At 41.3% G+C, this 23223-nt stretch carries 19 protein-coding genes; 11 read left to right on the plus strand and 8 right to left on the minus strand.

Annotated elements, in window-relative coordinates; translation table 11 throughout:
* Positions 1-146 precede the first annotated feature (146 nt).
* Genes ACS8FD_RS11150 through ACS8FD_RS11160 form a run of 3 tightly spaced genes read right to left on the minus strand, consistent with a single transcriptional unit; the run spans position 147 to position 6047 of the window.
* Positions 147-1343 carry a restriction endonuclease subunit S gene (locus ACS8FD_RS11150; protein WP_439275916.1) on the minus strand — a complete coding sequence of 399 codons (1197 nt, stop codon included), beginning with the start codon at positions 1341-1343 and terminating at the stop codon, positions 147-149.
* The gene (locus ACS8FD_RS11155; RefSeq protein WP_439275917.1) at positions 1333-2970 is read right to left on the minus strand and encodes an HsdM family class I SAM-dependent methyltransferase; all 1638 of its coding nucleotides are present in this window, start codon (positions 2968-2970) and stop codon (positions 1333-1335) included. Before ACS8FD_RS11155 ends, ACS8FD_RS11150 begins: the two co-directional genes overlap by 11 nt.
* A complete protein-coding gene (locus ACS8FD_RS11160) occupies positions 2964-6047 on the minus strand; it encodes a type I restriction endonuclease subunit R (protein ID WP_439275918.1) in 3084 nt (1027 codons plus the stop codon). Before ACS8FD_RS11160 ends, ACS8FD_RS11155 begins: the two co-directional genes overlap by 7 nt.
* A gap of 307 nt (positions 6048-6354) precedes the next feature.
* Between ACS8FD_RS11160 and ACS8FD_RS11165 the strand changes: the two genes are divergently transcribed.
* The 6 genes from ACS8FD_RS11165 to ACS8FD_RS11190 all read left to right on the plus strand — a co-directional run bounded on the left by ACS8FD_RS11165 (position 6355) and on the right by ACS8FD_RS11190 (position 11601).
* Positions 6355-7395 (plus strand): hypothetical protein, encoded by a 1041-nt coding sequence (locus ACS8FD_RS11165; protein ID WP_439275919.1) that lies wholly within the window; start codon positions 6355-6357, stop codon positions 7393-7395.
* Positions 7392-7871, plus strand: a complete 480-nt coding sequence (locus ACS8FD_RS11170) for a hypothetical protein (protein ID WP_439275920.1) — start codon at positions 7392-7394, stop codon at positions 7869-7871. The genes ACS8FD_RS11165 and ACS8FD_RS11170 overlap by 4 nt, the downstream gene beginning before the upstream one ends.
* On the plus strand, positions 7868-8476 hold the full coding sequence (locus tag ACS8FD_RS11175; RefSeq protein WP_439275921.1) for a hypothetical protein: 609 nt from the start codon (positions 7868-7870) through the stop codon (positions 8474-8476). Before ACS8FD_RS11170 ends, ACS8FD_RS11175 begins: the two co-directional genes overlap by 4 nt.
* A 212-nt stretch (positions 8477-8688) precedes the next feature.
* Positions 8689-10005 (plus strand): Y-family DNA polymerase, encoded by a 1317-nt coding sequence (locus tag ACS8FD_RS11180; protein WP_439275922.1) that lies wholly within the window; start codon positions 8689-8691, stop codon positions 10003-10005.
* Positions 10006-10021: 16 nt separating this feature from the next.
* Positions 10022-10447, plus strand: coding sequence for a LexA family protein (locus tag ACS8FD_RS11185; RefSeq protein ID WP_439275923.1), 426 nt, complete (start codon positions 10022-10024; stop codon positions 10445-10447).
* Positions 10448-10725: 278 nt separating this feature from the next.
* Positions 10726-11601, plus strand: a complete 876-nt coding sequence (locus ACS8FD_RS11190; RefSeq protein WP_439275924.1) for a hypothetical protein — start codon at positions 10726-10728, stop codon at positions 11599-11601.
* A gap of 300 nt (positions 11602-11901) precedes the next feature.
* Here ACS8FD_RS11190 and ACS8FD_RS11195 read toward each other — a convergent pair whose 3' ends face one another.
* Together ACS8FD_RS11195 and ACS8FD_RS11200 are read right to left on the minus strand one after the other, a co-directional pair.
* Positions 11902-12324, minus strand: a complete 423-nt coding sequence (locus tag ACS8FD_RS11195; protein WP_439275925.1) for a PaaI family thioesterase — start codon at positions 12322-12324, stop codon at positions 11902-11904.
* Between the two features lie 234 nt (positions 12325-12558).
* Complete coding sequence (locus ACS8FD_RS11200; protein ID WP_439275926.1) at positions 12559-13416, minus strand: sterol desaturase family protein; 858 nt, start codon at positions 13414-13416, stop codon at positions 12559-12561.
* 234 nt (positions 13417-13650) lie between these two features.
* Here ACS8FD_RS11200 and ACS8FD_RS11205 point away from each other — a divergent pair, with 234 nt between their 5' ends.
* The 5 genes from ACS8FD_RS11205 to cls all read left to right on the plus strand — a co-directional run bounded on the left by ACS8FD_RS11205 (position 13651) and on the right by cls (position 19489).
* Positions 13651-14355 (plus strand): hypothetical protein, encoded by a 705-nt coding sequence (locus ACS8FD_RS11205; protein WP_439275927.1) that lies wholly within the window; start codon positions 13651-13653, stop codon positions 14353-14355.
* A 212-nt stretch (positions 14356-14567) separates the two neighbouring features.
* Positions 14568-16340, plus strand: coding sequence for a potassium/proton antiporter (locus tag ACS8FD_RS11210; RefSeq protein WP_439275928.1), 1773 nt, complete (start codon positions 14568-14570; stop codon positions 16338-16340).
* A gap of 19 nt (positions 16341-16359) precedes the next feature.
* Positions 16360-17043, plus strand: a complete 684-nt coding sequence (locus ACS8FD_RS11215; protein WP_439275929.1) for a DUF421 domain-containing protein — start codon at positions 16360-16362, stop codon at positions 17041-17043.
* 229 nt (positions 17044-17272) lie between these two features.
* Positions 17273-17701, plus strand: coding sequence for a hypothetical protein (locus ACS8FD_RS11220; RefSeq protein WP_439275930.1), 429 nt, complete (start codon positions 17273-17275; stop codon positions 17699-17701).
* A gap of 288 nt (positions 17702-17989) precedes the next feature.
* The gene (gene cls, locus ACS8FD_RS11225; RefSeq protein WP_439275931.1) at positions 17990-19489 is read left to right on the plus strand and encodes a cardiolipin synthase; all 1500 of its coding nucleotides are present in this window, start codon (positions 17990-17992) and stop codon (positions 19487-19489) included.
* On the opposite strand, the gene ACS8FD_RS11230 is transcribed toward cls, so the two are convergent.
* The 3 genes from ACS8FD_RS11230 to ACS8FD_RS11240 form a co-directional block, all read right to left on the minus strand.
* The gene (locus ACS8FD_RS11230; protein WP_439275932.1) at positions 19484-20416 is read right to left on the minus strand and encodes a putative RNA methyltransferase; all 933 of its coding nucleotides are present in this window, start codon (positions 20414-20416) and stop codon (positions 19484-19486) included. The two genes, cls and ACS8FD_RS11230, sit on opposite strands and share 6 nt — an antisense overlap.
* A gap of 156 nt (positions 20417-20572) precedes the next feature.
* Complete coding sequence (gene mraY / locus ACS8FD_RS11235) at positions 20573-21691, minus strand: phospho-N-acetylmuramoyl-pentapeptide-transferase (protein ID WP_439275933.1); 1119 nt, start codon at positions 21689-21691, stop codon at positions 20573-20575.
* 3 nt (positions 21692-21694) lie between these two features.
* Complete coding sequence (locus tag ACS8FD_RS11240) at positions 21695-23143, minus strand: UDP-N-acetylmuramoyl-tripeptide--D-alanyl-D-alanine ligase (protein ID WP_439275934.1); 1449 nt, start codon at positions 23141-23143, stop codon at positions 21695-21697.
* Positions 23144-23223: the final 80 nt, after the last annotated feature.

Here is a 23223-nt window from a genome sequence, read left to right on the forward strand (position 1 = left end):
CTCTGAATCGCTTTATGATTATGTTTGATGACCGTATCAGTAAGCATTTAATCTAAATGGCAGTTACACAGAATCTGGGATGGTCTCGATCTACGATCGGCCAAATATTTGCTACCAGCTCCATAACGTTTTTCCTGATTATAAGTTTATCGTGATTGCTTCACTGTCACCTGACCATTCATCAGCATAGGTAGTAGCCAGTCTCTAAGTTCTTCAAGCTGTTGATTCTGGAAAATATTGTCTCTAATTTTTTCATGGAAAGGCTTAACCTTTTTTTGAAATCGTTGAGCTACTAGCTTGCTTGGAATAACGCATTTTGTATCTTTTAAAAACTTATAATGTCTTGCATAGCCATAATTTGATAGGTCAATATCTGAAACAATTTGATAAAATAGATAGCTAGGTACTTTATCGCTTTTCGCAATCAAGACCTGTGTACCGTCCGCGCCTCTTGCATAATTGAAATTGACTAGCTTAACTACTCTTGTGTGATCGCCAAAGATAACATGTGCCGTTTCTGGCCTTATTACTGTGCTTTCATCATCTGTGAACCCACAAATAAAACCTTGACTCTGATCAATGATAGGGTATTCACCTGTATCCTTAAATTCTTTTGCTGAGACTCTATTACTAGATGGAACCTTGTCAATGATATCTTTAATAATTCCGTTATTCCACCCCTCGGGTATCTCACGCTTTAACACTTCGTTATAAACCATCTTACCGCCAGACGATTTGTAAGGCCTACCATCTACATCAGGAAAATCGAACTGTACAAACCAGTAGTCATACAGCGTCTTTGCCATGGCTTCTAGTTCGGCGTTGATTTGATTGTTAAGTTCGATTTTTTTATCTAAACTTTTTAAGGTTTGAGATATGGCTATTTGTTCACTTATAGTGTCTGGCAAACGAATAGAATAATTCTTTATATCATTTGAATTTAAATTTTTACGGACACCAGATGATAAGCTTCTCAATGCTTTATACTGAGTTTTTAAAAAATAATAAATATATTCATAATCGGCTTCCTGAGGATCTATCACAACATTACAGCAGGCTTGATTTGTAGTCATAGGTTTCTTAAGTATCGAAAGATTGCCCCTAGTTTTACCTTCACCATACATTGCAATAGATAACGAACCTTCAGGAAAAATCTTGATACTTGTTTTTTCTAGAGCACTCTTAGAAATAAGCTCATTTGTATCATAGATATACTTCTCACCTAACTGTTCCGTTTTGAGCCAAGGAATTGCTCCATTACTCCAAAACTCTGGATTACTTCTCAATGGTGTTAAACCACTACCAATAGTTAAGGATATTTCTGAAAGAAGTTTAGTTTGCATGTTCTAATTCCATTAACTGCTTTTTAATCTCGCCTTCCAACTCGCGAGACTCACTAAATAAGCGATCTAAATTATTAGTAAATTCGTGCATCTTGTCTTTAAACTGCTCAGCGGTAATATCAATATATTCAATTTTAACGTCAAAGTACTGACCAGCACTAAAGCTATAGTTTTTAGCCTTTATATCAGCATAGCTAACGGCTACGGACAGGTCATCAACCTGCTCTTTAGCATTAAAGGTATGAATAATTGTCTGCTCTTCCTCAGCGCTTAGCACTGTTTTTTGATTTTTATCTTTTTTAACCTTTTCTCCTAAGTTAGACGCATCAACAAATACCACATCATCATCATTGCTGTCATCGATAAACATGATCGACACGTTCGTCCCTGTGGTCGCAAAGATATCTGATGGCATAGAGATCACACCAGCAAGCATTTTTTCATCAATAAGCTTTTTGCGAATTTTTTTATCAATACTATTATTAGCAGTAATAAAACTTGTAGGTACTACTACCGCTGCTTTAGCACCCTTTTTTAATGAAAAAATTATATGTTGTAAGAATAACTGATAAATTTTCATTTTATACTTTTCTACTTTAGGCACTCCTGGGATGCCTGCAAAGAAGCGCTCTTTATTTTCCTTACTGTCTAGGGAATCTCTATAGTCACTAAAGTCGAGATTAAACGGTGGATTAGAGACGATATAGTCAAACTGCTTAAGCGCTTCGTCTTCTTTGTGATAAGGATGATATATAGTATTACCTTGAATCACATTAGGGATCGAGTGAACTAAATTGTTCAAAATTAAATTTAAACGCAATAGATTCGATGATTTTTGTGAGATATCTTGCGTATATATAGTACAACGGTCTTCACCGATGGCATGGGCGACGTTCATCAATAGCGTACCTGACCCTGCTGAAGGATCGTAGCACGTGACATTTTTTACCACCCCACGCTCTGCCTGTGGTACTAATATCTCAGCCATGATACGAGCAACCGCATGGGGCGTGAAGTACTCGGCATACTTGCCGCCTGAGTTGCTGTTATAGTCTTTGATTAAGTACTCAAAAATACCCGCATAAAAGTCAAACTTTTGATCAAAGATGCGCTCAAAACTAAACTCAATCAGCTTATTGATCACCGCACGGCAAAAATCATCACGTTTAGACTCATCAGCGATAAACGTGCTCAGGCGGTCAAACAGTACAACCTTTGCTCCGCCATCTGTTTTTACCGCAAAGATATCGTTATTTTTGGTAGCGATGTCCATCAAAGTATCATCAAACAGCTTAGCAAAGTCAGGCGCATTACTTTGGCTAAATAGATAGCTAATAAAATGCTGTGGCTCCAAATGTGCGGTATCTGCGCTCATCTGTAGCTGTAGCATCTCATAATCTTCTGCACTCATTTCACTAAGCGCTTTTTCCCAATTGTCAGCTTGAGCGACATCTTCATCTATCTTCTTTGCTTCATAAGCGAACTTATCGTTTAGAAACTTATATAAGAATATCTGAGTGATAATTTTAAACTCGTTACCATCATTACCTAATCCGTAATTGGCGCAAATGCTCTTTAAACTATCAATTAACTCTTGGGTTTTAGCTTTAAACTCAAGCTCTACCATGGTCTTACTCCAACGTTGTATTCATCGATATATTCTGAGACAACCAGCTTATTAATATAGCGTGAGCTGTCAGGTTTCAGTTTTATTTTATGATCTTTCATAAATCGTTTTATGACGATAGGCATCATTTGCCCTTCAAAGTAGCTTTCGTTTTCAACGATTTGACTACTGTTAAGTACCTTTTCATCGGCATCGTTTTTTACCGCCATGAGCGCATCATGTATAGTACGCTCAGAGCTATTAATATCTATCTGTTGACGCTCCGTTAAGCGCTTATGGATGCGAGCGTACTTGGCATCGCCTTTGTACTTGTGTCGCATCTGCTCATTGGTACGGTTAAGCTCTTTTATGCGTTTGTGAATCTTAGTCAGCTCATCGATATTCTCGCTCATCTGCTCTTGCGTCACTTCACTTAGCTTTCTTTTTTTGAAGATACGCTCAAGCTCTTCTTTTAAGCTGACAAATTCAGGATCTTTTTGATCAAAATTGCTTGCCATCGCTTCACGGGTTTTACGTAGGGTACTTTTTAGCTCATCGGCCAGTACCAATTCTTCCTCGCCTATCTTCGTGAACTTAAAAATCACATCTTCTAAGGCTTGGTTAAGTAGATTACTAGTGGCTGTCCCGTGCTCTAAGCTTTGCTTAGTATTAAGTAGATCAAGATGCTGACTGGTTTCACGATACAGTTTGTTGAGCGTATTAAAATCAAGTGATTCTAAGAACTTATAGTCACCTTGCAAGCGCACCAAATTATACAGGCTTCTCGCATCGCCAAGCACTTTTTTGAGACTTAGTATCGTATCTCTATCTTGTATCTGACTGATCTGATCGCTGAACACCTCCATGTTGTTGGTCTCATAAAGAAACAATACATCCTTGATATCCTCAATCTCTTGCTGTATCTCTTCGTGTGATTTGAACAGATGAGAATAGCTTTCCATCTCATCGCCTAGCTCAGACTGTAGCTCTTCAAAATAGGCTTTATTAGTCTTATCGAACTCTTTACTAATATCTGCAAAGTCAACCACGTAGCCGTATCTAAAGTCTTTATAGGTACGGTTTACTCGTGTCAAAGCTTGTAGCAAATTATGCGCTCGTATCACACGTCCAAGGTATAGCTTTTTTAGACGCTTAGCATCAAAGCCTGTAAGCAGCATGTTATACACAAATAACAAATCTATTTTACCTGCTTTAAAATCATCAACCCACTGTTTACGCTCCTCTTTAGTACCAACGTCATGCAAAATCAGCTGAGCCGATGTCACCTTTACTTCTTCATGACGAATCTCAGCTAAGGTTTTTATACCTGCGTCAGGCGCTTGGCTATTGGCGACTGCGTTATCTTGTGCATATTGTTTGTTAAACAGCTCATACATCTGCTTAGCTTGCTTTGAGCTATCGCAAATAACCATACCGCCTATGCTCGCATCGTTCAGTGCTCCACGGCTGTCTTCAAAATCTGAAATAATGTATTTAAGCATTGGCTCGACAAAGCAAGAATGAGCGTATATGTCTTCACGCTTAACATCACCAACCAGTACCTCCGCTTTGGCAAGGGCTTCTTGTAAGATCAGTTTATACTTGGTAGATATCTCTTCTCTTATTAGGCGAAGGGTATAGCCATCAGCAATCGAGGCGTTGTAGTAATACTTATGAATATAATCGCCAAATAACGCTCTGGAATTGTAGTCATCACCCAATAGCGGTGTCCCTGTTAAGCCGATTTTAATAGCATTAGAGTCTGACTCTTTTAGATTGGCTAAAAAGCTGCCTTTGGGATTATAGCTACGGTGCACTTCATCCAAGAAATAGATGCGCTGAATATCAACGTTATAGTCCTTGGTAGATGTGACGTTGGGATCATCTTCAAATTTTTGAATATTGACTACGGTAATCTCAGGTACACCTGAGTCATTGTGGATGGCCTTGGTTGCTTTGATATCACGAGCAAAGTCAGCTTTGGAATCAACGGTTCGTACCCTTAGGCCACGGGCTGTAAATTCGCGCTGTGCTTGCTGTAGCAAATCTAACCGATCAACAATAAAATAAAACTTAGGGGTGGTTTGCCGCTTTTGGAAATAGTCAGTTAAAAAACGCACGTTATAAAAAGCCAAGGCCGTTTTACCACTACCTTGCGTATGCCAAATAATACCTTTCTTGATTCCTTCATCGAGCTTACTACCAATAGCTTTGGTTGCAAACATCTGCGGATAGCGCATGATATGCTTTTCAAGCCCTTTAGTTTCATTCACATAGACCAGCGCATATCGCAAAATAAATGCCAACCGCTCTCGGCTAAGTAAAGAGGTACATATGCTATTAGTAGGACGTTCAGGCTGCTTATTGGTCTTGAACTCTTCACTATTTCGAATAACTTCTAAGTTATTATCCTTTAATACTCTAAGCTCATCAGCTTCAGTAATAGTCTGTAATAGCGCGGTATAATTGAAGGTCTCTTCTTCACGGAAGTAATTGAATACTGGCTTATGATAAGAAGAGCTAGCATAAAACGCTCCTCGTAATGGCTCAGGATCACCATCCACGTATTCCATATTGTTCGAAAAAATCATGAACTGCGTGATATTGACGAACCGCTTAAACTTCGGGTTCTGAAACCGTGTATTGATACGATTTCTCTCAGCGATGATCCCTTCTCGATTATGTGGCTTTTTGACCTCTATAAAGACAAGCGGCATACCGTTAATCAGCAAAGTGATATCGGGGCGGAACTCTTCATCACCGTTTTTGTAAGTCAGTTCTGTAACCACATGAAAGCTGTTATTATTAAAATTTTCGAAATCAATTAGCTTAGTCCCTGAACGCTCCGATAGCTTGTCAAAAAACGCTTTACCTAAATCTTCATTATCTAAAAGCAGCTTCACGTCTTCAAACAGGCGTTTGACCTCATCGTCTTTTATACCTGTATTAATTCGCTTTATAGCGTCATGAAATAGCTTAGGGAAGATATTGGTATCGATATCCCATGTCGCCTCTTTAAGTGATAAGTACTCATAGCCTAGCTTCATCAAATGAAGTATTGTCGGAATCTTTACGCGGGAGTCTTCGTTAAAGCTCATAATGACTAGCTCACTTAGTAGATAGTAAAATAGTTGTAGTAGCAAATATATAGGTGACAGTCACTATACGTCAATCGGTGTCGTTAGTTTCCTTACATGAATATCTAAGTATAATAATAACAGTTAAAATAGGTTTAGCTGAAAAGAACGATTAGACTAGCAAAGATAGCAATAAAATATGCTACTCTGACATAACTAGAAAATGACTAATAAATATACAAATGTTTATTAGTTTTTATAAAATTAATAAAATACTATAAAGATGGTATCCTATTCATTTAAACAATTGAACACAATAAGACTGATTATGACCGAAGTAGAATTTATCAATGTTAAAAATGAGACTACTGCTACTATCGTTTTTTTACAAAATAGAGGTTTTACTATTAGTGAGCTTCGAGAGCTAGTCTCTGCTTATTCTGACCTCCCAAAGCAGTGGATTGGAATTTTCTCTTTTATTGAAGTCATGGATTACTCTGAAATCAATAGTTCACTAATTGAAAATATTCATCGTAAACTGAGTACAGTTGTTCGAAACAACCTATTATATAGCAACAAGTTAATTAAGATTATTGATATCAATGAAGACGACTTTGATGTATTACTAAAGCATTATCAGCAATCTTATAAAGCTAAGAAGCCATCAGAATACTCTATAAGCGAACTCACAAAAGAAGAATACGAAATCGGATTTTCATTCGACTTAGATCAAGATAGAGTTGGTTTTTTCAATAAAAAAATAGTGAATGACTACGTAAGAATTGATATTGAAGATAGAGTAGATGAGAGCTTACGAGCAGAGTTTAGTAATATTATCGGGCTTAGGAAAGTAGCTTTTCCTGGTCTTTATGCTTGTATTTTTGATAAGAAGAATAAATGTCTTATTGTAAGTGTAGATTTAGCTAATATTATTAAGTTAAAAGTACTCAATGTAGAGATGAGTAAGTTTTCAATAGAAATAAAAAAACGTGTAACGGGTCTTACCTTTCCCTCTAATTCACGTAATTTATTCGATAAGATCAAACTTTTTTATGACACTAAAGAAGGTTTTGCTAAAGACTTCTCTCTGAAATCACCTGACGGTGTCATTTACCATGCTCATGCTAATGAACAACATCCTGACGCACGTACATCCAAATATCATATCAACGGAGAAATAGGCGTCAAAGGTAACGTAAGCTTATATCGTATAAAAAAGGAGTTCCATACTAAGAGGAGTAGTCAATATTTAATTGATCTTAAGTCTATAGCAGCTATGACTACTAAACCCAATCCATTCCTATATGAAGCTACTATTATGTCAGATAGTGCAGCGGACTTTGTGGAAGCAATAGATAAAATATTATGAATAAAACTTTAATAAAGTCTTATTACATGGATTTCATCCAGAAAGAAATACGAAATCAAGATTTATGCATGCGTAAAAGCGTAGCTAATTTTGCTGACTTAATTATAAGTTTTATTATAGATTATGAAGATATGCAAGACCTCAAAGAGTTAGATTACTCTATGATAAAACGTATTGTTAAATCCAAAGAAACAGATAATATTCAATATACTTTACACCTACTCGCCTTGGAACCCTATGATGTGTTGAATTGGGTCTTCTATATAGAAAGTGAAGACTTTTATGAACCAAAAAGAGAGTATATTAAGAAAGAAGAATTAGCAGAAATATTAAATAATAAGAATTTCTACAATCCTTTAACAGATATGAAGGTTTCAAAGGAAGAGTTTTCAAGGTTAGTCAATACAGTATTCAGAGTTAGCGATAATTTCATCAAAAAAGTATCTGATCACAGTATTGGAGATAACGTATTGTGAATGAATTTGACATAACTGATCCGTTGCCTACTAGTTTCTTAAATCGCCAAATAGCTAATAATGATGATGACTATGATAAATTCATTGAAGGTCTATATGTAGAGTTAATAGCCTGCTTTGAAACTCTTGAAGAAGAAGCTAATGAACATCATGATAAAGATGAAACTGGAATTTCATCTTCTGTAAAGATGTATTTAAAAGGTGCAAAATACGATTGTACGACTGAAACAAACTCGAACGGTCATGTAGATTTAACGGTTAGAGAAAATAAGTTTAAATGGCTAGGCGAAGCTAAATTACATAAAGGTAATAGTTGGACTTATCATGGATTTAACCAGTTAACAGAAAATTATAGTACTGGAAGACCTAATTCAAGTCGTGGCAGTATTATAGTTTATAATACGACTGTACAGAAGCCTTCTACCAAATGTGCAGAGGAGTGGAAAAAATATATTGAGCGAAAACAGTTATCCGTAACGTGTTATGATTACAATCCTAACGGATATTTTGACATGGTAATACCCGAACATCCTAGATCCGGTATGCCTTATTACATAAGAAACTTTTTTGTAACGCTGCATTATACTTCATCGAAAGATTTATAAAATAAGAGGCTCTATTAGAAGGTAAATTGTGTCATAAAAACTTAATCGATTATTTAATAATTGGCAACCCTCACGACAACCATCGTCGTCTACCCTTTATTCGCTCTTGAATTTTCAAGCACGCTGTCTCTACAATCAAAGGCATCTCTGATCATCAGTATTTAGGTGGTCGGTTATGCCTTTTTCTATGCCATCCACCTACTGAGACAGCCATGTATGCGCTTGTTGATTGCAATAGCTTTTATGCCAACTGTGAGAAGCTCTTTCGCCCTGATTTAAGAGAGAAGGCGGTGGTCGTACTGTCTAACAATGATGGCTGCGTGGTGGCGCGATCAAGCGAGGCAAAGCAGCTTGGTATCAAGATGGGTGTGCCGTACTTTCAGGTTAAAGACTTCTGCGCGCAGAACGACGTTACTGTCTTTAGCTCTAACTACACCCTGTATGCTGATATGTCGCATCGGGTAATGAGCACCCTTGAGAAACTATGTCCTACCGTTGAAGTCTACTCTATCGATGAAGCCTTTTTATACTTAGCCGATTATCCTACCGCAATGACTGATCTTGATGGCTATGGGCGTAAGCTCAAAAGCATCGTTGAGCAGTACACTGGTATTCCGGTATGTGTGGGTATGGGTAGTACTAAGACTATGGCGAAGCTTGCCAATTACGCCGCTAAGAAACACCCAGCCACTAAAGGCGTTTGCGTGCTAGATAATCTTCGATGGATCAGACGTATCATGCAGATCACTGATGTTGGTGAGGTCTGGGGCGTGGGTCGTCGTTATAAGGTCAGACTCAATAAGATGGGTATTCATACGGTTTATCAATTAGCCGTCTGTGAGCCTGCCAAAATAAGACAGCACTTTGGCGTGGTACTCGAGCGCACTTGCTTAGAGCTTAATGGTCAAAGCTGTCTCGGTATCGAAGCGGTAGAGGCTAAGAAGCAAATCATCTCTTCCCGCTCTTTCTCCACTCGCATTAGCTGCCCTGATGAGCTGAGTCAAGCAGTCTGTAGTCATGCGGCAAAAGCGGCCAGCAAACTACGTAAACAAGACAGCGTCTGTCATTACTTAAGCGTCTTTGCTAAGAGCAGTCCCTTTACCGCTAATGAAACCTATACCGCGATATCTGGACAATGTCAGTTTATAACCCCGACCGCTGATACCAGAGTCATGGTAGCGGCGGCTCGGCAGATACTGACTCAGATCTTTAAAAAAGATGTTCGCTACGCCAAAGCGGGCGTTATGCTCTTTGATATCTGCCCGCACGATGAGGTACAGCCTGATTTGTTTGCACAAAGTGATAGTGACTATAGAACCAGCGAACAATGCACTCAAAGCGCTAAAAGCGCAGAGGTAATTGCCGTGATGGATCAGCTCAATAAAAGGTACGGCCAGAATAGTAATCAGCAAGCCGCTGTGTTTATAGCTAGTGAAGGAATAAAGGATAAGCAGTCATGGCAGATGAGCCGGGATATGCTATCGCCTTGCTATACCACAAATATTCACCAATTACCCAAAGTAGATTAAACCACAGGTGGACTCAATGACGGTTAAGATAATAGGAAGGCTCACCGATGAAGGTGAGACGGTATTACTCTCGCTTTATAGCGATAAAGTCAAAGCAGGCTTTCCAAGCCCAGCGACGGACTATGTGCAAAACCGTATTGATCTAAACACACTGCTTATTCACAGTCCAACGACAACCTACTTAGTGGAAGTTGAAGGCGATAGCATGATTGATATTGGTATCTATCCCAATGATATTTTAATTGTGGATCGCTCATTAAGCGCTAGGAACAAAGATATTGTCATTGCGCTAGTCGATGACGGCTTTACCGCCAAGCAGCTGATACTTGGTGAGCATATTATCTTACGAGCCCATAATGAGAACTATGCCGATATCGTGGTGAAAGGGTCGCTTGAGCTATTTGGGGTGGTGGTGAGTAGTGTTAGGCGGTTTAAGAGGTGAGAATGAATAGTATTGCAATTAATTCTATAAAGACAAATCAACAAATAGGTTGGATTGAAAATTATTTTAATTTAAAGCCAATCTTTACAACTACATACGTACTAATTTAACTCACTTAAGAGCAAAAATATAAAACAGTAGTTTACAAAAATAACTATATTGTGAATAATGTTGTTAACTTATTTAAAATATTTCTTCGAGTTATATACTATTAATCAGTAAGTAATCTAAAAATTATGTACTTTTGGATGACTTAACTATCAGTGGCAGGGTAAAGTATGCGTAAAGAACGAGAAGTATTATTTGTTGCGGATGAGCTCACCTTAATGAAAACTTACAGCCTTGCTACAACAGGTAATTTCGCTGCTACGCCCAGTAAAGCAGGTGCAGCAGCTGTTGGGGCGGCTTTAGCTCCCACTCTATTTATGGCAGTAGGTGCAGGAAGTTTATTCGCAAATTTAAAAAAGTCTATACCTGATATTGATAAGAAAACTATATTATCAGCTATACAGAAATTATTAGGCTTGGGAGCTAATATTAGCCATGTTCCCTTGAGTAAAGCGAGCAGTGTTCCATTAGGTATGGGTCAAATATCTAGAAATAATAGTTTTTATATTTCTCACCCCATAAAGGATGATATTTACATACCTCTACAAGAATATAATAAGCAACTAGGAAAAGAGAAAAATAATGTGTTTATGGAACTTGCAGCCGCTTTAGGTGCAAAGTCAATATATTTAGAGGATGCAAGCTTTTACAACGCTAAAGGTAAAGTGGAAACTGATTTCAGTGTATTAAAACCTGCAGCTATAGACATTGGTATAAATGCAAACTTTGAGAAAGATGGTAGCATAAAGAAAGAAATTTACTCCTCCTTTGACAAACCCCGAAGAGAGCCAATGATCCCTGCTAACCTGCAAAAGTGGGTTGATATCGACACTGACTTAAGCCTTATGGCAAGTCATAGATTAAACAATAGCCTACGATCTCATCATATCACTTTGCGTTTCGATGATAGCCTAGAAGGTGCTGCTGATATAGCGGCAGCAATCACTGGAACAAACAAAGGGTTTGGTTTTAAATCGTCAACTCGTAAGCACATCTCTTCTACTTGGGTTTTTAAAGTTGAATATCATTCGATAGATGATGAGTAAATATACTCAAAAGTAGCTTTTAGATAATAATATACAATTAAGATAAATAGCAGATAATTGTTTTATGAAATATTTTGTTACATTTCAATAGTCACTTCAAGATAGATAACTTCTGTTGGTCTATTTGTTGGTCTTAAATCATATATTAATATATTATTTCTTTTGTTATCAGCTACTTAAAGTAAAAGTTCGAATCCCTCCGTCACCGCCATTTCTCTTTTGTTAAATCAAGCTTCCTTGTTTGGCACTTTTTCTACCCTTTTCAAAACATTCCTGCACTACTCTTCAAGTAAAGTTTTTTCATTTTAGTTTGTCACGTTTAGGTGGGATGGAGTAAGTACCAACCACGTGGGCCACCATATCCTCAGAGCCTTTGGAGTAGAGGGAAACTTCGCCTACGATTAATGCGCGCCCTACTTTTATTAAGCTGCACTCGGCAACAATGCTCGCCTCTGCTGTCGGTCTACGCAAAAAGTTAATGGTCAGGCTAGTGGTCACTGCTAAGGGTACGATACCGATTTTGCCCAGTATCGCGATATAAATCGCGACATCAGCAATGCCCATCAGTACCGGGCCAGAAACGGTGCCGCCAGGTCGCAGCTCGTCGCTACCGACATCAAGTGACAAAGTGGCCTTGCTATCCCCTACTGACTCAATGTTATATTTAGACTTTGGAAACTCTAAGTGTATAAAGGCGTCGATTTCTTCTTTAGTGGCTGACATCTGTCTCTCCATGTTTTCGTTATTATCGTTGCAAGCTTCCTGCTTTTTTATCGAGAATTTATTAGGGTCTGTTGAAATTTAGCTTATGCTTCTATAGTCGATTCACTCTAAAAATAACATAGCGCTGCTGGGACGAATTTTATGCAGCCTCTAGGGAGAGCAGCACGCAAGTAAAATTTATACCAGTAGCGCACTTAATCTCATAACAATTTTACTTGAAACTGACTATAGCAGCTAACCCCGCGCCTGCCGTTTAAGCGCCCGAGCCTGCCGTTTCGCCTCTTTCGCACTCTTCTCAATCTCAAGCGGCGTCAGACCTTTCTTCTTTTCTTTCAGATAATTCAGATAAGCGGGAATATGAGTTTTGCCTAAATATCCATCCAAATACGGCAAAAATCCTGCGTAATTGCCTTTGAACTTAGCATGATGAAAGTCGTGATAGACCGGCCCTTCGTAGACCGGCAATAGATGAGCAGGATTCCACGGGATATCATAACCAATATGACCGTCAGCGCCTTCTACTTGCCGCAGTATCACCCATAGATACACCACGTAAATGTGCGCGCCGAGCAAAATAGGCCCGACCAAAGTCAATGTGGCGGTGAGCGAATACTCGACCCAGTGCATGTAGTTACCATTAATGCCGCAAGTATTATGAATGCGATGATGGACGCTATGGATGTGTTTGAGCAGCCACTTATTCTCATGCATATAGCGATGCATCCAGTAATACAGAAAATCATCGAGCAGCACGAAGAATATAAGCTGCACGATGATGATATACCACGCTGGCAGCGCACCACTGTGCACGCTCGTGAGTTTAAGCAGTGGCCAGACCAGCACCAATAAAGCTGCCAAAATAATGTTATTGATGACGATACGGCCGATAGAAGGCAGCAAAAACTTCTTCATCTCGAAGGGTTTTTGTTGAATTTTATATTTGCGTAGCGCGATAGGATCTCGCCAAGCGATAATCGTCCATGGAATCGCCACGGTCAAAAACGCCGCCATGCTAATCGCTAGCGTCGCCATCGGAAATTGCCAAAACCAAGGATCATTATAAAACCCTTGCCAATACGAGAACACATCCATATGTCACCTATTGCTTTTGCTATTAAAGTTTTAAAACTTAGTCTAGTAGAGTAATCAAACTTGTGCCGATTAGCCAGACATTAACTATTGAGTCATAACGGTAGCGCTGATGATGCTAGTTTTAGCGCCATAAATAACGAATGTCAGACGCGAGCGCTGCAAAATTCGATTATAGTAGATAGCAGCGGTCGATATCGGCTGAACGTCAATGCAAAATAAAAGCAAGGATGAACCATGAAAAACTTAGCATTATTAGGATTAGCAGGATTGAGCTTAAGCGCTTGTGTAACCATCAACGCTCCGATGGATGGCATGGGTAACGCCAATGATAGCGTCGTTACCCAGTATCCTATTGAGAGCGCATTGCTCAATATCTATATTCGCGAGCGCACTGAGACTCTGTATGCCGTCGATGGGACAAAACCTTTAGTATCACAGATCAAGGTTGTGCCTAAAGGCTTTATGAGCTTTGAGGGTAGACAATTGCAGGCAGCGCAGATGGCGACTTTGACCACCACAGAGGGCAAAGTGGTAGGCAACGCGATAGACCTGAATTATTATAGCTTGAACCCACTAAAGTTCTACGGATTTACCAATAATTTAGGCCAGTATTCAGTAGCTACGCAAACGGCTACCTTGCCTAAACAAGCGCGAACGGGCGCTGCTAGCGAGCTACTCACTGAGACAGTCTACACCGATAGCAGTAAGCGCCAGCAAGTGAGTCAATTCACTCAAGCATGGACGCTATCGCAAGCTAGTAACAATACGGCTTGGTTCTGTCTAAATACCTCTGAAAACCAGCTGACCAATGGTAAGCGCAAAGGTAGCTCGTCACACTGCTATAACATCGATGCCAAAGGCGACATACTAGATAGCAAACTCACCGTCACCCAGCCGACTATCGACGGGACTAAAACCATTCATTATCTTAGTAAATAACTATTACCACCCGTGCCTTGTCCCTACTACCTCAGCACAAAACTGGCTTTATTGCTCCAGAATAAAAGAGGTCGTCAACAGTGTTCTATTTATTGACAGAGCCAATTATTGATCTCGTTAGTGATTAGCAAAGTTACGTTTGACGCTGAGGCTACTGTTGTGAATAATGACGAAAACGAGCCTTTTGACGCTCGCGTAAATAGGATAAAAAGATGGATACTTTAAACGTCCTATATTTAGTAGGGGCATTATTGATTTTTGCTAGCATCATGGCGAGCACCTTATCGGCACGTTTAGGCGTGCCTTTATTGCTGCTATTCTTAATAGTGGGCATGCTCGCAGGTGAAGAAGGTCTGCTAGGTATTGAGTTTTCGCAGTACAATATTGCCAACTTTATCGGTCAAGCGGCCTTAGCCTGTATCTTGCTCGATGGCGGCCTACGTACCTCTTTCCAGTCGTTTCGAGTCGGACTTAAACCGGCTGTCACCCTTGCCACTTGGGGCGTTTTTGCGACCGTTGTGGTTTTAGGTATCTTTATCACTTGGCTACTCGATGTCGATTGGCGCGTGGGGATGTTGATGGCGGCTATCGTAGGCTCGACCGATGCGGCGGCGGTGTTTTCGCTACTACGTAATGGCGGCGTCAAGCTCAATGATCGCGTACAAGCGACGCTGGAGCTAGAGTCTGGCGCGAACGATCCTTTTGCTATCTTGCTAGTCACCGGCCTAATCGCACTAAACGTTGATCCTAAAGGTCAGACAGTGCTGGGCTTTTTGGGTTTACTCGTCCAGCAGTTAGGTTTTGGCTTGCTACTAGGCTTAGTTGCCGGCTATTTATTATCCAAGCTACTGCCTAAGATCAATCTAGCAGCAGGCATGTACGCTATTTTGATTCTGTCTGCGGGACTGGCGGTATTTGCCGCCACGAACCTCATTGGTGGTAGCGGGTTTTTGGCGGTCTATTTGGCAGGCGTCATCATTGGCAATAACAAGGTACGCTCCACCGAGCATGTACTGCGGGTGATGGATAGCTTCGCTTGGTTATCGCAAGCGGTACTATTTGTAGTTTTAGGGCTATTAGTGACGCCTTCGAACGTGCTCAACGTCTGGTACTATTCGGTCGCGATTACCGCCTTTATGATTTTAGTCGCGCGGCCTATCGCTGTCTATTCTAGTGTCAAACCCTTCAAATTTAAAGATAAAGAGATTGGCTTTATCTCTTGGGTTGGCCTGCGCGGCGCAGTGCCGATTACCTTAGCCATTTTACCCGTCATAGCTTTGGTCGAGGATGCTTTTTTATTATTTGATATCGCTTTTGGCGTGGTCGTACTGTCGTTAGTGTTACAAGGTAGCACTATTCCTATTATGGCTAATCTATTTAAGGTGCGTATTCCTAATAATAAAGAACCCAAAGAGCAGCATGAGGTCTGGGTCTCTGATAGAGCTAAAATCACACTTTATGAGTTTGAGGTCAACGACGGCGCCTTCGCGATTGGGCGCCATCCGCAGACCATCTCTACTAATATTAATGCCAATGAGATAAAAATATTTGCGCTAGTGCGACGCCAGTATTTGGTAGTGGTCGATGACAACACTCAGCTTAAGCGCGGTGATCATGTTTGGTATGCACTCAGGGGTAAACACGCCAGCCGCATTGCGCAGATATTCAATGATACTAGTCTCAATATTAAAGAGATGGATGAGTTTTATGGTGACTGGCTATTATCGCCTAACGCTAAGCTTGGCAGTCTACCCTTCTTCGATGAATTGATGCAATCAGAAGCCGTTATCACTAAGCTCAAAGCGCAAAAAACGAAACCTACCCTAGATATGTGGCAGCAAACCGTAGCTGAGTATATCATTGAAAATTTAGAGACGGCTCCGGTCTCAGGCGATACCGTGGCGATTAACAATGACTGGTGTTTGGTGGTGAAAGATATAGATGACAAAGGCACTTTTAGAACGATTGGCCTAAAATACAAATAATAAAAGTTAAGGTTATAAAATGGATTGGGCTAGTATTTTTATTCACGATACCACTTTGAATTTTGCGCTTGAAGTCGCCCTACGTGCGGCGATTATGTTCATCATGATTATTACCTTTTTACGCTTCACTGGTAAGCGCGGCGTGCGTCAGCTGTCTATCTTTGAGCTGACGATTATCTTATCGCTTGGTTCTATCGCAGGCGATCCGATGTTCACTGAGGATTTGCCCATTATCCAAGCGGTGATCATTATGAGCGTGGTTATCGGCCTGTACCGCTTATGCACATGGTTTATGATGAAGTATCAGCCTTTTGAGTATCTATTAGAAGGTAAGCCGGTCTATATCGTTGAAAATGGACGCTTGGTACTAGAAAAGATCAAAGAAGGCAAAATGTCACACGATGAGTTTTTTGCCGAAATGCGTCAGCAAGGGGTTGAGCACTTAGGACAAGTACGTATTGGCTTGCTTGAGACCGATGGTAACTTTAGCCTGTTGTTGTATTCTCTAGACGATACCCGCTATGGTCTACCCTTGTTTCCCAAACAGTCCGTAGCAGTCAAAGAAGTAAAAGCTGGCTGGCACTACGCTTGTATGTACTGCGGCAATGTCACTTATCTGACGCAGGCGCAAGAGCTCTGCAATCGCTGCCATAATAAGAGTCGGCGCTGGGCAAAAGCCATTAACAATGAGATTGTCACTTAATCTATCGAGAAAATATAAAATTAATCGCTATCAGCACCTTGGAAAACCTTTATCTTAACAAGGAATTACTAAAGCAAAAATTAATTTACAATTATCTGGCACTGATTACTTATAGTAAAGTCTTATAAATAGTAGCGTCGGCAGTATACTTTACACTATAGATACTTTCATTATAAATAAATTATGTGAACATATAATATAAATTCTTTTATAAAAACAAGGAGCTTTTATGAAAAAGTTATTACTAAACGCCACTCTTGCACTCTCAAGCCTTACAGCGATTAGCGCTTGTGCCAATACGAATGCTAATAACACTATGCCTCATAACAATATGCAGCAAATGCATCATAATAAAGGCAGTCAGCATATGCACAGCGGCATGAACACTATGATGGGTAATATGATGGCTGAGCTAAATTTAAGCGCCAATCAAAAAGCGCAAATTAAAGCGCTTAGACAAAATAATCGTGGTAATCATATGCAAACCCGTGAAGCCATGATGAATATACTAACTCCAGAACAACGCCAAAAGCTTGCGACAATGCGCGCGCAGCATATGAAACAAGGCAGTCACATGATGAAACGAGGTCATATGAATAAAGAGGGCCATATGATGAACCAAGGTCACATGAATCAAAACAGTCATATGACCCAATAAAGCTAAAGCTAGAACTAATTAAAAAAGCTGAATCCTTAAAATTTAATTAAAGTAAGCGCAGTCGCTAAAAAGCTGACTGCGCTTTTTAATGTCTGGCACAGACTTAGTATGGATATCGTTAAATGCGATTTAAAAACAGTCCTTGGCTTACGTTTTGATATATCTAACGCCATAAAATACGGTATAGTCGACTCTAAAGAGCTAAACAGACCTTAGCTTGATCAGATATAGCATCAAAACAGGGTCAAAAATCCGATAATAACAATAAGAATAACAACGGACCGCTTTATGTTTTTAGACATCCTCCTGACTATTCACTTTTTACTACTGCTGCTGATCTCGGTTCGAGTGCTCGCCCGTCATGATTTGAGCGCTCCGGCCAGGCTAGCTTGGATAGTTGTTCTCTTTATCTTACCTTATATCGGAGTCGTGGTTTACTGGTTGTTTGGTGAAATTCATCTGGGACGCAAATTTAAACAGAACTATGAACGCATCAAAGACGAGCTGTATCATAGCCACCCTGAGGTTCTGGGCCATAATGTCGACTTAGTACAAGCGGTCAAACCTGAGTACCAAGCGGCTTTTGCTTACTCCGCTGAGGTTACCGGCTTTTATACCACTGTCGGTAATAGCGCTGAGCTTATGGCGGATGCGGCGGAAACACAGGCGCGGATGATTGCTGATTTCGATGCGGCGACCGATCATATTCATGTGCTCTATTATATTTGGCTGATCGATGGTATGGGGATAGATACCGCGAAAGCGCTAATACGTGCGGCCAAGCGCGGGGTGAGATGCCGGGCGATGGTCGATGGCATGGGCTCGCGTAAGATGGTACGCTCCAAAATATGGCGCGAGATGGAGGAAGCTGGCGTGGAAGTCAGTGTGGCGCTGCCCATTCGCAATATCATTAAGGTACTGCTCTTTAGTCGTATCGACTTACGTAATCACCGTAAAATCACCGTTATCGATGGCAAAATCAGCTACAACGGTAGCCGCAACTGCGCTGATCCTGAGTTTCGAGTCAAGCCTAGATTTGCGCCTTGGGTTGATATTATGCTGCGCTTTGAGGGGCCTATTGTCGCGCAAAACCAGATGTTATTCGCTAGTGACTGGCTAATGAAAAACCCAGAGACCCCGTTAGACAGCTTTCCTTATGTTGTTGAACCAAAAAAGCAAGCTCAAAGCAACCCTCAAAATCAGCAGAACCACCGGCATAAAAGCCTTTCCGCATCTTATGGTATAGCCGCGCAAGTATTCGCTGACGGGCCGACTCAGCGCCGCGGGACGACGCCGCAGTTTTTGAATACTTTGATTGGCCAAACTAAGCGCACTCTCACCATCTCTACGCCTTATTTTGTCCCCGACCCCTCTTTAGTTAGTGCCTTATGCGCGACATCTTATAGAGGTGTTGAGGTGACGATGATATTTCCTAAACATAACGACTCTTTGATCGTAGCGGCAACTTCTCGGAGCTACTATTGGGAACTATTACAGGCGGGAGTGAATATTTATGAGTATAAGCCGGGCCTACTTCATGCTAAGACTTTGACCGTCGATGGTGAAATCAGCTTGATCGGCTCAACTAACTTAGACCTGCGTAGCTTTGATTTGAATTATGAGAACAACGTAGTGTTTAGCGATAGAGACTTAACTGAGCAAATTATCGAGCGTCAACAACAGTATATTGCTGATTCTGATCCTGTCAGTCTTGAGCAAGTAGAAAATTGGCCGTTATATTATCGAATTTGGCATAATATTGTCGCGACAATAGGGCCCGTATTATAACAGGCGTTTTTTTAAGATATAAACGACAAATTTTGCTTCCGTATTAAACGTACCCACTGCAGCTTTTGCCAATAGCGCTTGCCGTTTTTCTGGCCGGGCTCGATAAGCATAAGGGGTCATGGTCAATAAATCAGCTAAAGCTTGCTCCGATAAGCTCAGCTCAGTATTGACTTTATGAGTCTCTAATACTTCAAAAAAGGGCGCAAGCTCGGTCAAAAACTTATCCGAATTATGCTCACGTACTTCATCAAATAAGGCCTCACGTACGCTAGCTAAATGTCTGATATCAGGCTTAGCTATCACTAAATAACCGCCCTCCTGCAAAACATCTACGAAAGCAGCTGGCAATATCGGGCTAAAAATACTAGTGATGCCAGTCAAACTATTAGTGCTCAGCGGTAGATGTGCGGCGCTAGTAACGATAGGATAAATAGCGGCCTTGTTGTTATCTTGCTTATCTACATTTTGCCATAAGCGCTTAGCCGCTTTGCTAGCTTTAGCAACCTCTATCACCGCAGGCTTGCTAATATCCGCGGCGATTAAGCTATCAATGCCCTTAATTTGCGCAATCGCTCCAGTATAATAACCCTCTCCGCAGCCGATATCTAACCAATTGACGGATGATTTGTCTATTTGTCCAGTACTGTGCTTTGCTGATAGTAAGGCTTTGATTTGCGCACAAACTAAATCACGCAGCGGTTGGTAGTGAGCGTTTGCTAAAAACCGTTGCCGAGCAAGGATAGAGTCGCTACTGTCGCCGGGGGCTTTGGATTTCTTTTGATTGACCGGTAATAGGTTGGTATAGCCTTGACGCGCCACATCAAAAGGATGAGAGGTATTTTTAAGATTTAACCTGCCATCACAGCGCCACGTGTCTGCTGCGAGCAATAGGGATGATTGGCAAATAGGACATATAAATAGTGACACAAGTATCTTAACCTCTTCTAAATTTGCTCATTATTTTAACATTAGCATCTTAACAAACGTTACTACGGATAAGCGATAAAAAAACCACCCTAAAATAATCTAGAGTGGCTTTTTGGCTTTATCATTAGGGGGTGTTGGACCTAATAAAGCTAGAATTTAACGCAGTTTTAAAGTCATCAAGCCAAGCACTACTAGTACAATAGCAATAATCCAAAATCTTGCCACCACTTTTGTCTCTTTCCAGCCGATCTCTTCAAAATGATGGTGCAGTGGTGCCATCCGAAAGATACGTTTTTTACGCAGTTTATAAGAACCGACCTGCAGTATCACTGATACCGCTTCAGCGACAAATAGGCCGCCCATAATCGCAAAAGCAATCTCTTGCCGCGTCATCACCGCGATCGTACCGAGCATCGCGCCTAGTGCTAACGCGCCAACATCGCCCATAAACACTTGCGCGGGATGAGCATTGAACCACAAAAATCCAAGTCCTGCGCCCACCATCGCCCCGCAGACGATAATGACTTCAGAGTTATAGGGGATATAAGGTACATGCAGGTATTCTGAGAAGCGCACGTCACCTGAGACATAGGCCATCGCGCCGAGGCCTGCGGCGACTAATACTACCGGTAATATCGCTAAGCCATCTAAGCCATCAGTCAAGTTGACCGCGTTAGAGGCGCCATTGATTACAAAATAAGTAAAGATAATAAAGGCAATGCCAAAAGGCACCGCAGAAAAAGGAATCGCCCAATCTTTAAATATAGGCAGCAGTAGATCCTGCATCATACGAGTGGTGGCGATATCAGGCTGTAAAGTCGCGATATAGTATAAAGAGACCCCGACAAAGATAGCACCGACCGATAGCCAAAAGTATTTCTTACGCGCAATCAGCCCTTTTGGGTCTTTGTATTTAATCTTCAGCCAATCATCTGCCCAACCAACTGCGCCAAAAATAACCATGACAATAAGCAAAATCCAAACATAAGGATTATCTAAGCGCGCCCATAATAAGCTTGCCACACCGATAGAGGTGAGGATAAGCACTCCACCCATCGTTGGCGTGCCGGTTTTGGCCAGATGCGACTGCGGCCCATCATCACGAATAGCCTGTCCATATCGAAGCGTACGCAAATGACGAATCACCCGCCCGCCTAAGAGCAGGCTAAACCCTAAGGCGGTAATAACCGCCAATAGTGCGCGTAGAGTCAAGGATGAAACCGCGGAAAACGGAGAATAATACTGGCTAAGCCATTCAAATAACCAAACTAACACCGCTTACTCCTCGATTAGCGCATTGATAAGGGTTTCCATTTTCATAAAACGGGACCCTTTGAATAATACAGTACAAGGATGTGCTTGCTGCGCTTGTAGATACTGCTGTAAATACTGTAATAAGCTGTCTTTATCCTCAAAATCATGCGCAGTAATACCGCCGATCTCTTCTGCTCCAGCAACAGTGTACCGAGCATATTCACCAACGCAAAGCAGCACATTGATACCGCTAGCAGCAATGGTACGACCTAAGCTTTGATGCTCGCTAACCGCAGCGTCGCCCAGCTCACCGATGTCGCCGAGTACCATCACTTGCGTACCCGTTTGCGCGGCTAGGACTTTAGCAGCCGCGCGTACGGCATGCGGATTGGCATTATAAGTATCATCGATCAAGCGATGATTGCCTAATAACTGACTATCAAGACGGCCTTTCGCCGGGCGGGCGTTTTCTAGGCCGATAACGATATCTTCAATATCGATACCTAACGCATAAGCGCAAGCCGCCGCCGCTAAGGCGTTATTGACATTATGCTCACCGGCGAGCGGTAGACAGATATCTTTTACCTGCGTGCCTATATGCAATTTAAACTCGCTGCGCTCAGGCTCGACATCGAGATGGCTGGCGCTGACATCGGTATTGCCAAAACCGATCACCTTTGCAGTGTTTTTCTCAGCGGTGCGGCGTAGCTGATTGGTAAAGTCATCTTTGTCCGGCACAATCGCAAACTGGTTATCGCTTAGGGTATGGTAAATCTCAGATTTGGTCTGGCAAATACCTTCACGGCTACCAAACTCGCCTAAATGCGCGGTTCCTATGTTAAGAATGCAAGCCACATCAGGATGCACAATTTCAGTGGTATAAGCGATCTCACCGATATGATTGGCCCCAAGCTCCATGATGGCATAGCGATGATGATCAGACAGCTCAAGCAGCATCATCGGTACTCCTAAGTCGTTGTTGAGATTACCTCGGGTAATCAGCGTCGGCGCTAGACGACCAAAAATACTGCCAAGCATCTCTTTACAAGTCGTCTTACCACTTGAGCCGGTAATTGCAATAACGGTTAGATTTGGATGCTGCTGACGACGATACGCGCCTAATTGGCCCAAAGCCAAACGCGTGTCATCAACCACTAATTGTGGAATGCTCGTTGAGATAGGACGCGAGACGATAGCGGCGATAGCGCCTTTGGAGGCCGCGACGTTAATATAATCATGACCATCGAAATTATCACCACTGAGCGCTAAAAATATATCACCCGTTTGAATGGTACGCGTATCAGTGGTAATACGATTGCTCGTCACCTCCAGCTTGGCACTGTTTTGGCTGTCTTGCGCTGCCTGCATTTGTTGCCAATGTCCACTAAGCGCTGCTGTCGCTGTCAGCAAGTTATCCGCTTGCCAGACATACAGTCCTTGCGACTGAATAGTATTATGGTGGTCAGCTGTCATAGTGAATACCTTTTATATTAATTATTAACGACTACTTTTTATGAATGGTTTACTGAGACTGATTAGCTAATGACTTGATG

The sequence above is a fragment of the Psychrobacter sp. 1U2 genome, from assembly GCF_051847575.1.

Excerpts from the sequence above, each read along its gene's own strand:
- ACS8FD_RS11155 (WP_439275917.1), bottom strand. The coding sequence starts at position 2,970 with ATGGTAGAGCTTGAGTTTAAAGCTAAAACCCAAGAGTTAATTGATAGT.
- ACS8FD_RS11185 (WP_439275923.1), top strand. The coding sequence starts at position 10,022 with ATGACGGTTAAGATAATAGGAAGGCTCACCGATGAAGGTGAGACGGTA.
- ACS8FD_RS11150 (WP_439275916.1), bottom strand. The coding sequence starts at position 1,343 with ATGCAAACTAAACTTCTTTCAGAAATATCCTTAACTATTGGTAGTGGT.
- ACS8FD_RS11205 (WP_439275927.1), top strand. The coding sequence starts at position 13,651 with ATGAAAAACTTAGCATTATTAGGATTAGCAGGATTGAGCTTAAGCGCT.
- ACS8FD_RS11170 (WP_439275920.1), top strand. The coding sequence starts at position 7,392 with ATGAATAAAACTTTAATAAAGTCTTATTACATGGATTTCATCCAGAAA.
- ACS8FD_RS11160 (WP_439275918.1), bottom strand. The coding sequence starts at position 6,047 with ATGAGCTTTAACGAAGACTCCCGCGTAAAGATTCCGACAATACTTCAT.
- ACS8FD_RS11240 (WP_439275934.1), bottom strand. The coding sequence starts at position 23,143 with ATGACAGCTGACCACCATAATACTATTCAGTCGCAAGGACTGTATGTC.
- ACS8FD_RS11165 (WP_439275919.1), top strand. The coding sequence starts at position 6,355 with ATGACCGAAGTAGAATTTATCAATGTTAAAAATGAGACTACTGCTACT.
- ACS8FD_RS11220 (WP_439275930.1), top strand. The coding sequence starts at position 17,273 with ATGAAAAAGTTATTACTAAACGCCACTCTTGCACTCTCAAGCCTTACA.
- ACS8FD_RS11215 (WP_439275929.1), top strand. The coding sequence starts at position 16,360 with ATGGATTGGGCTAGTATTTTTATTCACGATACCACTTTGAATTTTGCG.
- ACS8FD_RS11195 (WP_439275925.1), bottom strand. The coding sequence starts at position 12,324 with ATGTCAGCCACTAAAGAAGAAATCGACGCCTTTATACACTTAGAGTTT.
- ACS8FD_RS11180 (WP_439275922.1), top strand. The coding sequence starts at position 8,689 with ATGTATGCGCTTGTTGATTGCAATAGCTTTTATGCCAACTGTGAGAAG.
- cls (WP_439275931.1), top strand. The coding sequence starts at position 17,990 with ATGTTTTTAGACATCCTCCTGACTATTCACTTTTTACTACTGCTGCTG.
- ACS8FD_RS11200 (WP_439275926.1), bottom strand. The coding sequence starts at position 13,416 with ATGGATGTGTTCTCGTATTGGCAAGGGTTTTATAATGATCCTTGGTTT.
- ACS8FD_RS11190 (WP_439275924.1), top strand. The coding sequence starts at position 10,726 with ATGCGTAAAGAACGAGAAGTATTATTTGTTGCGGATGAGCTCACCTTA.
- ACS8FD_RS11210 (WP_439275928.1), top strand. The coding sequence starts at position 14,568 with ATGGATACTTTAAACGTCCTATATTTAGTAGGGGCATTATTGATTTTT.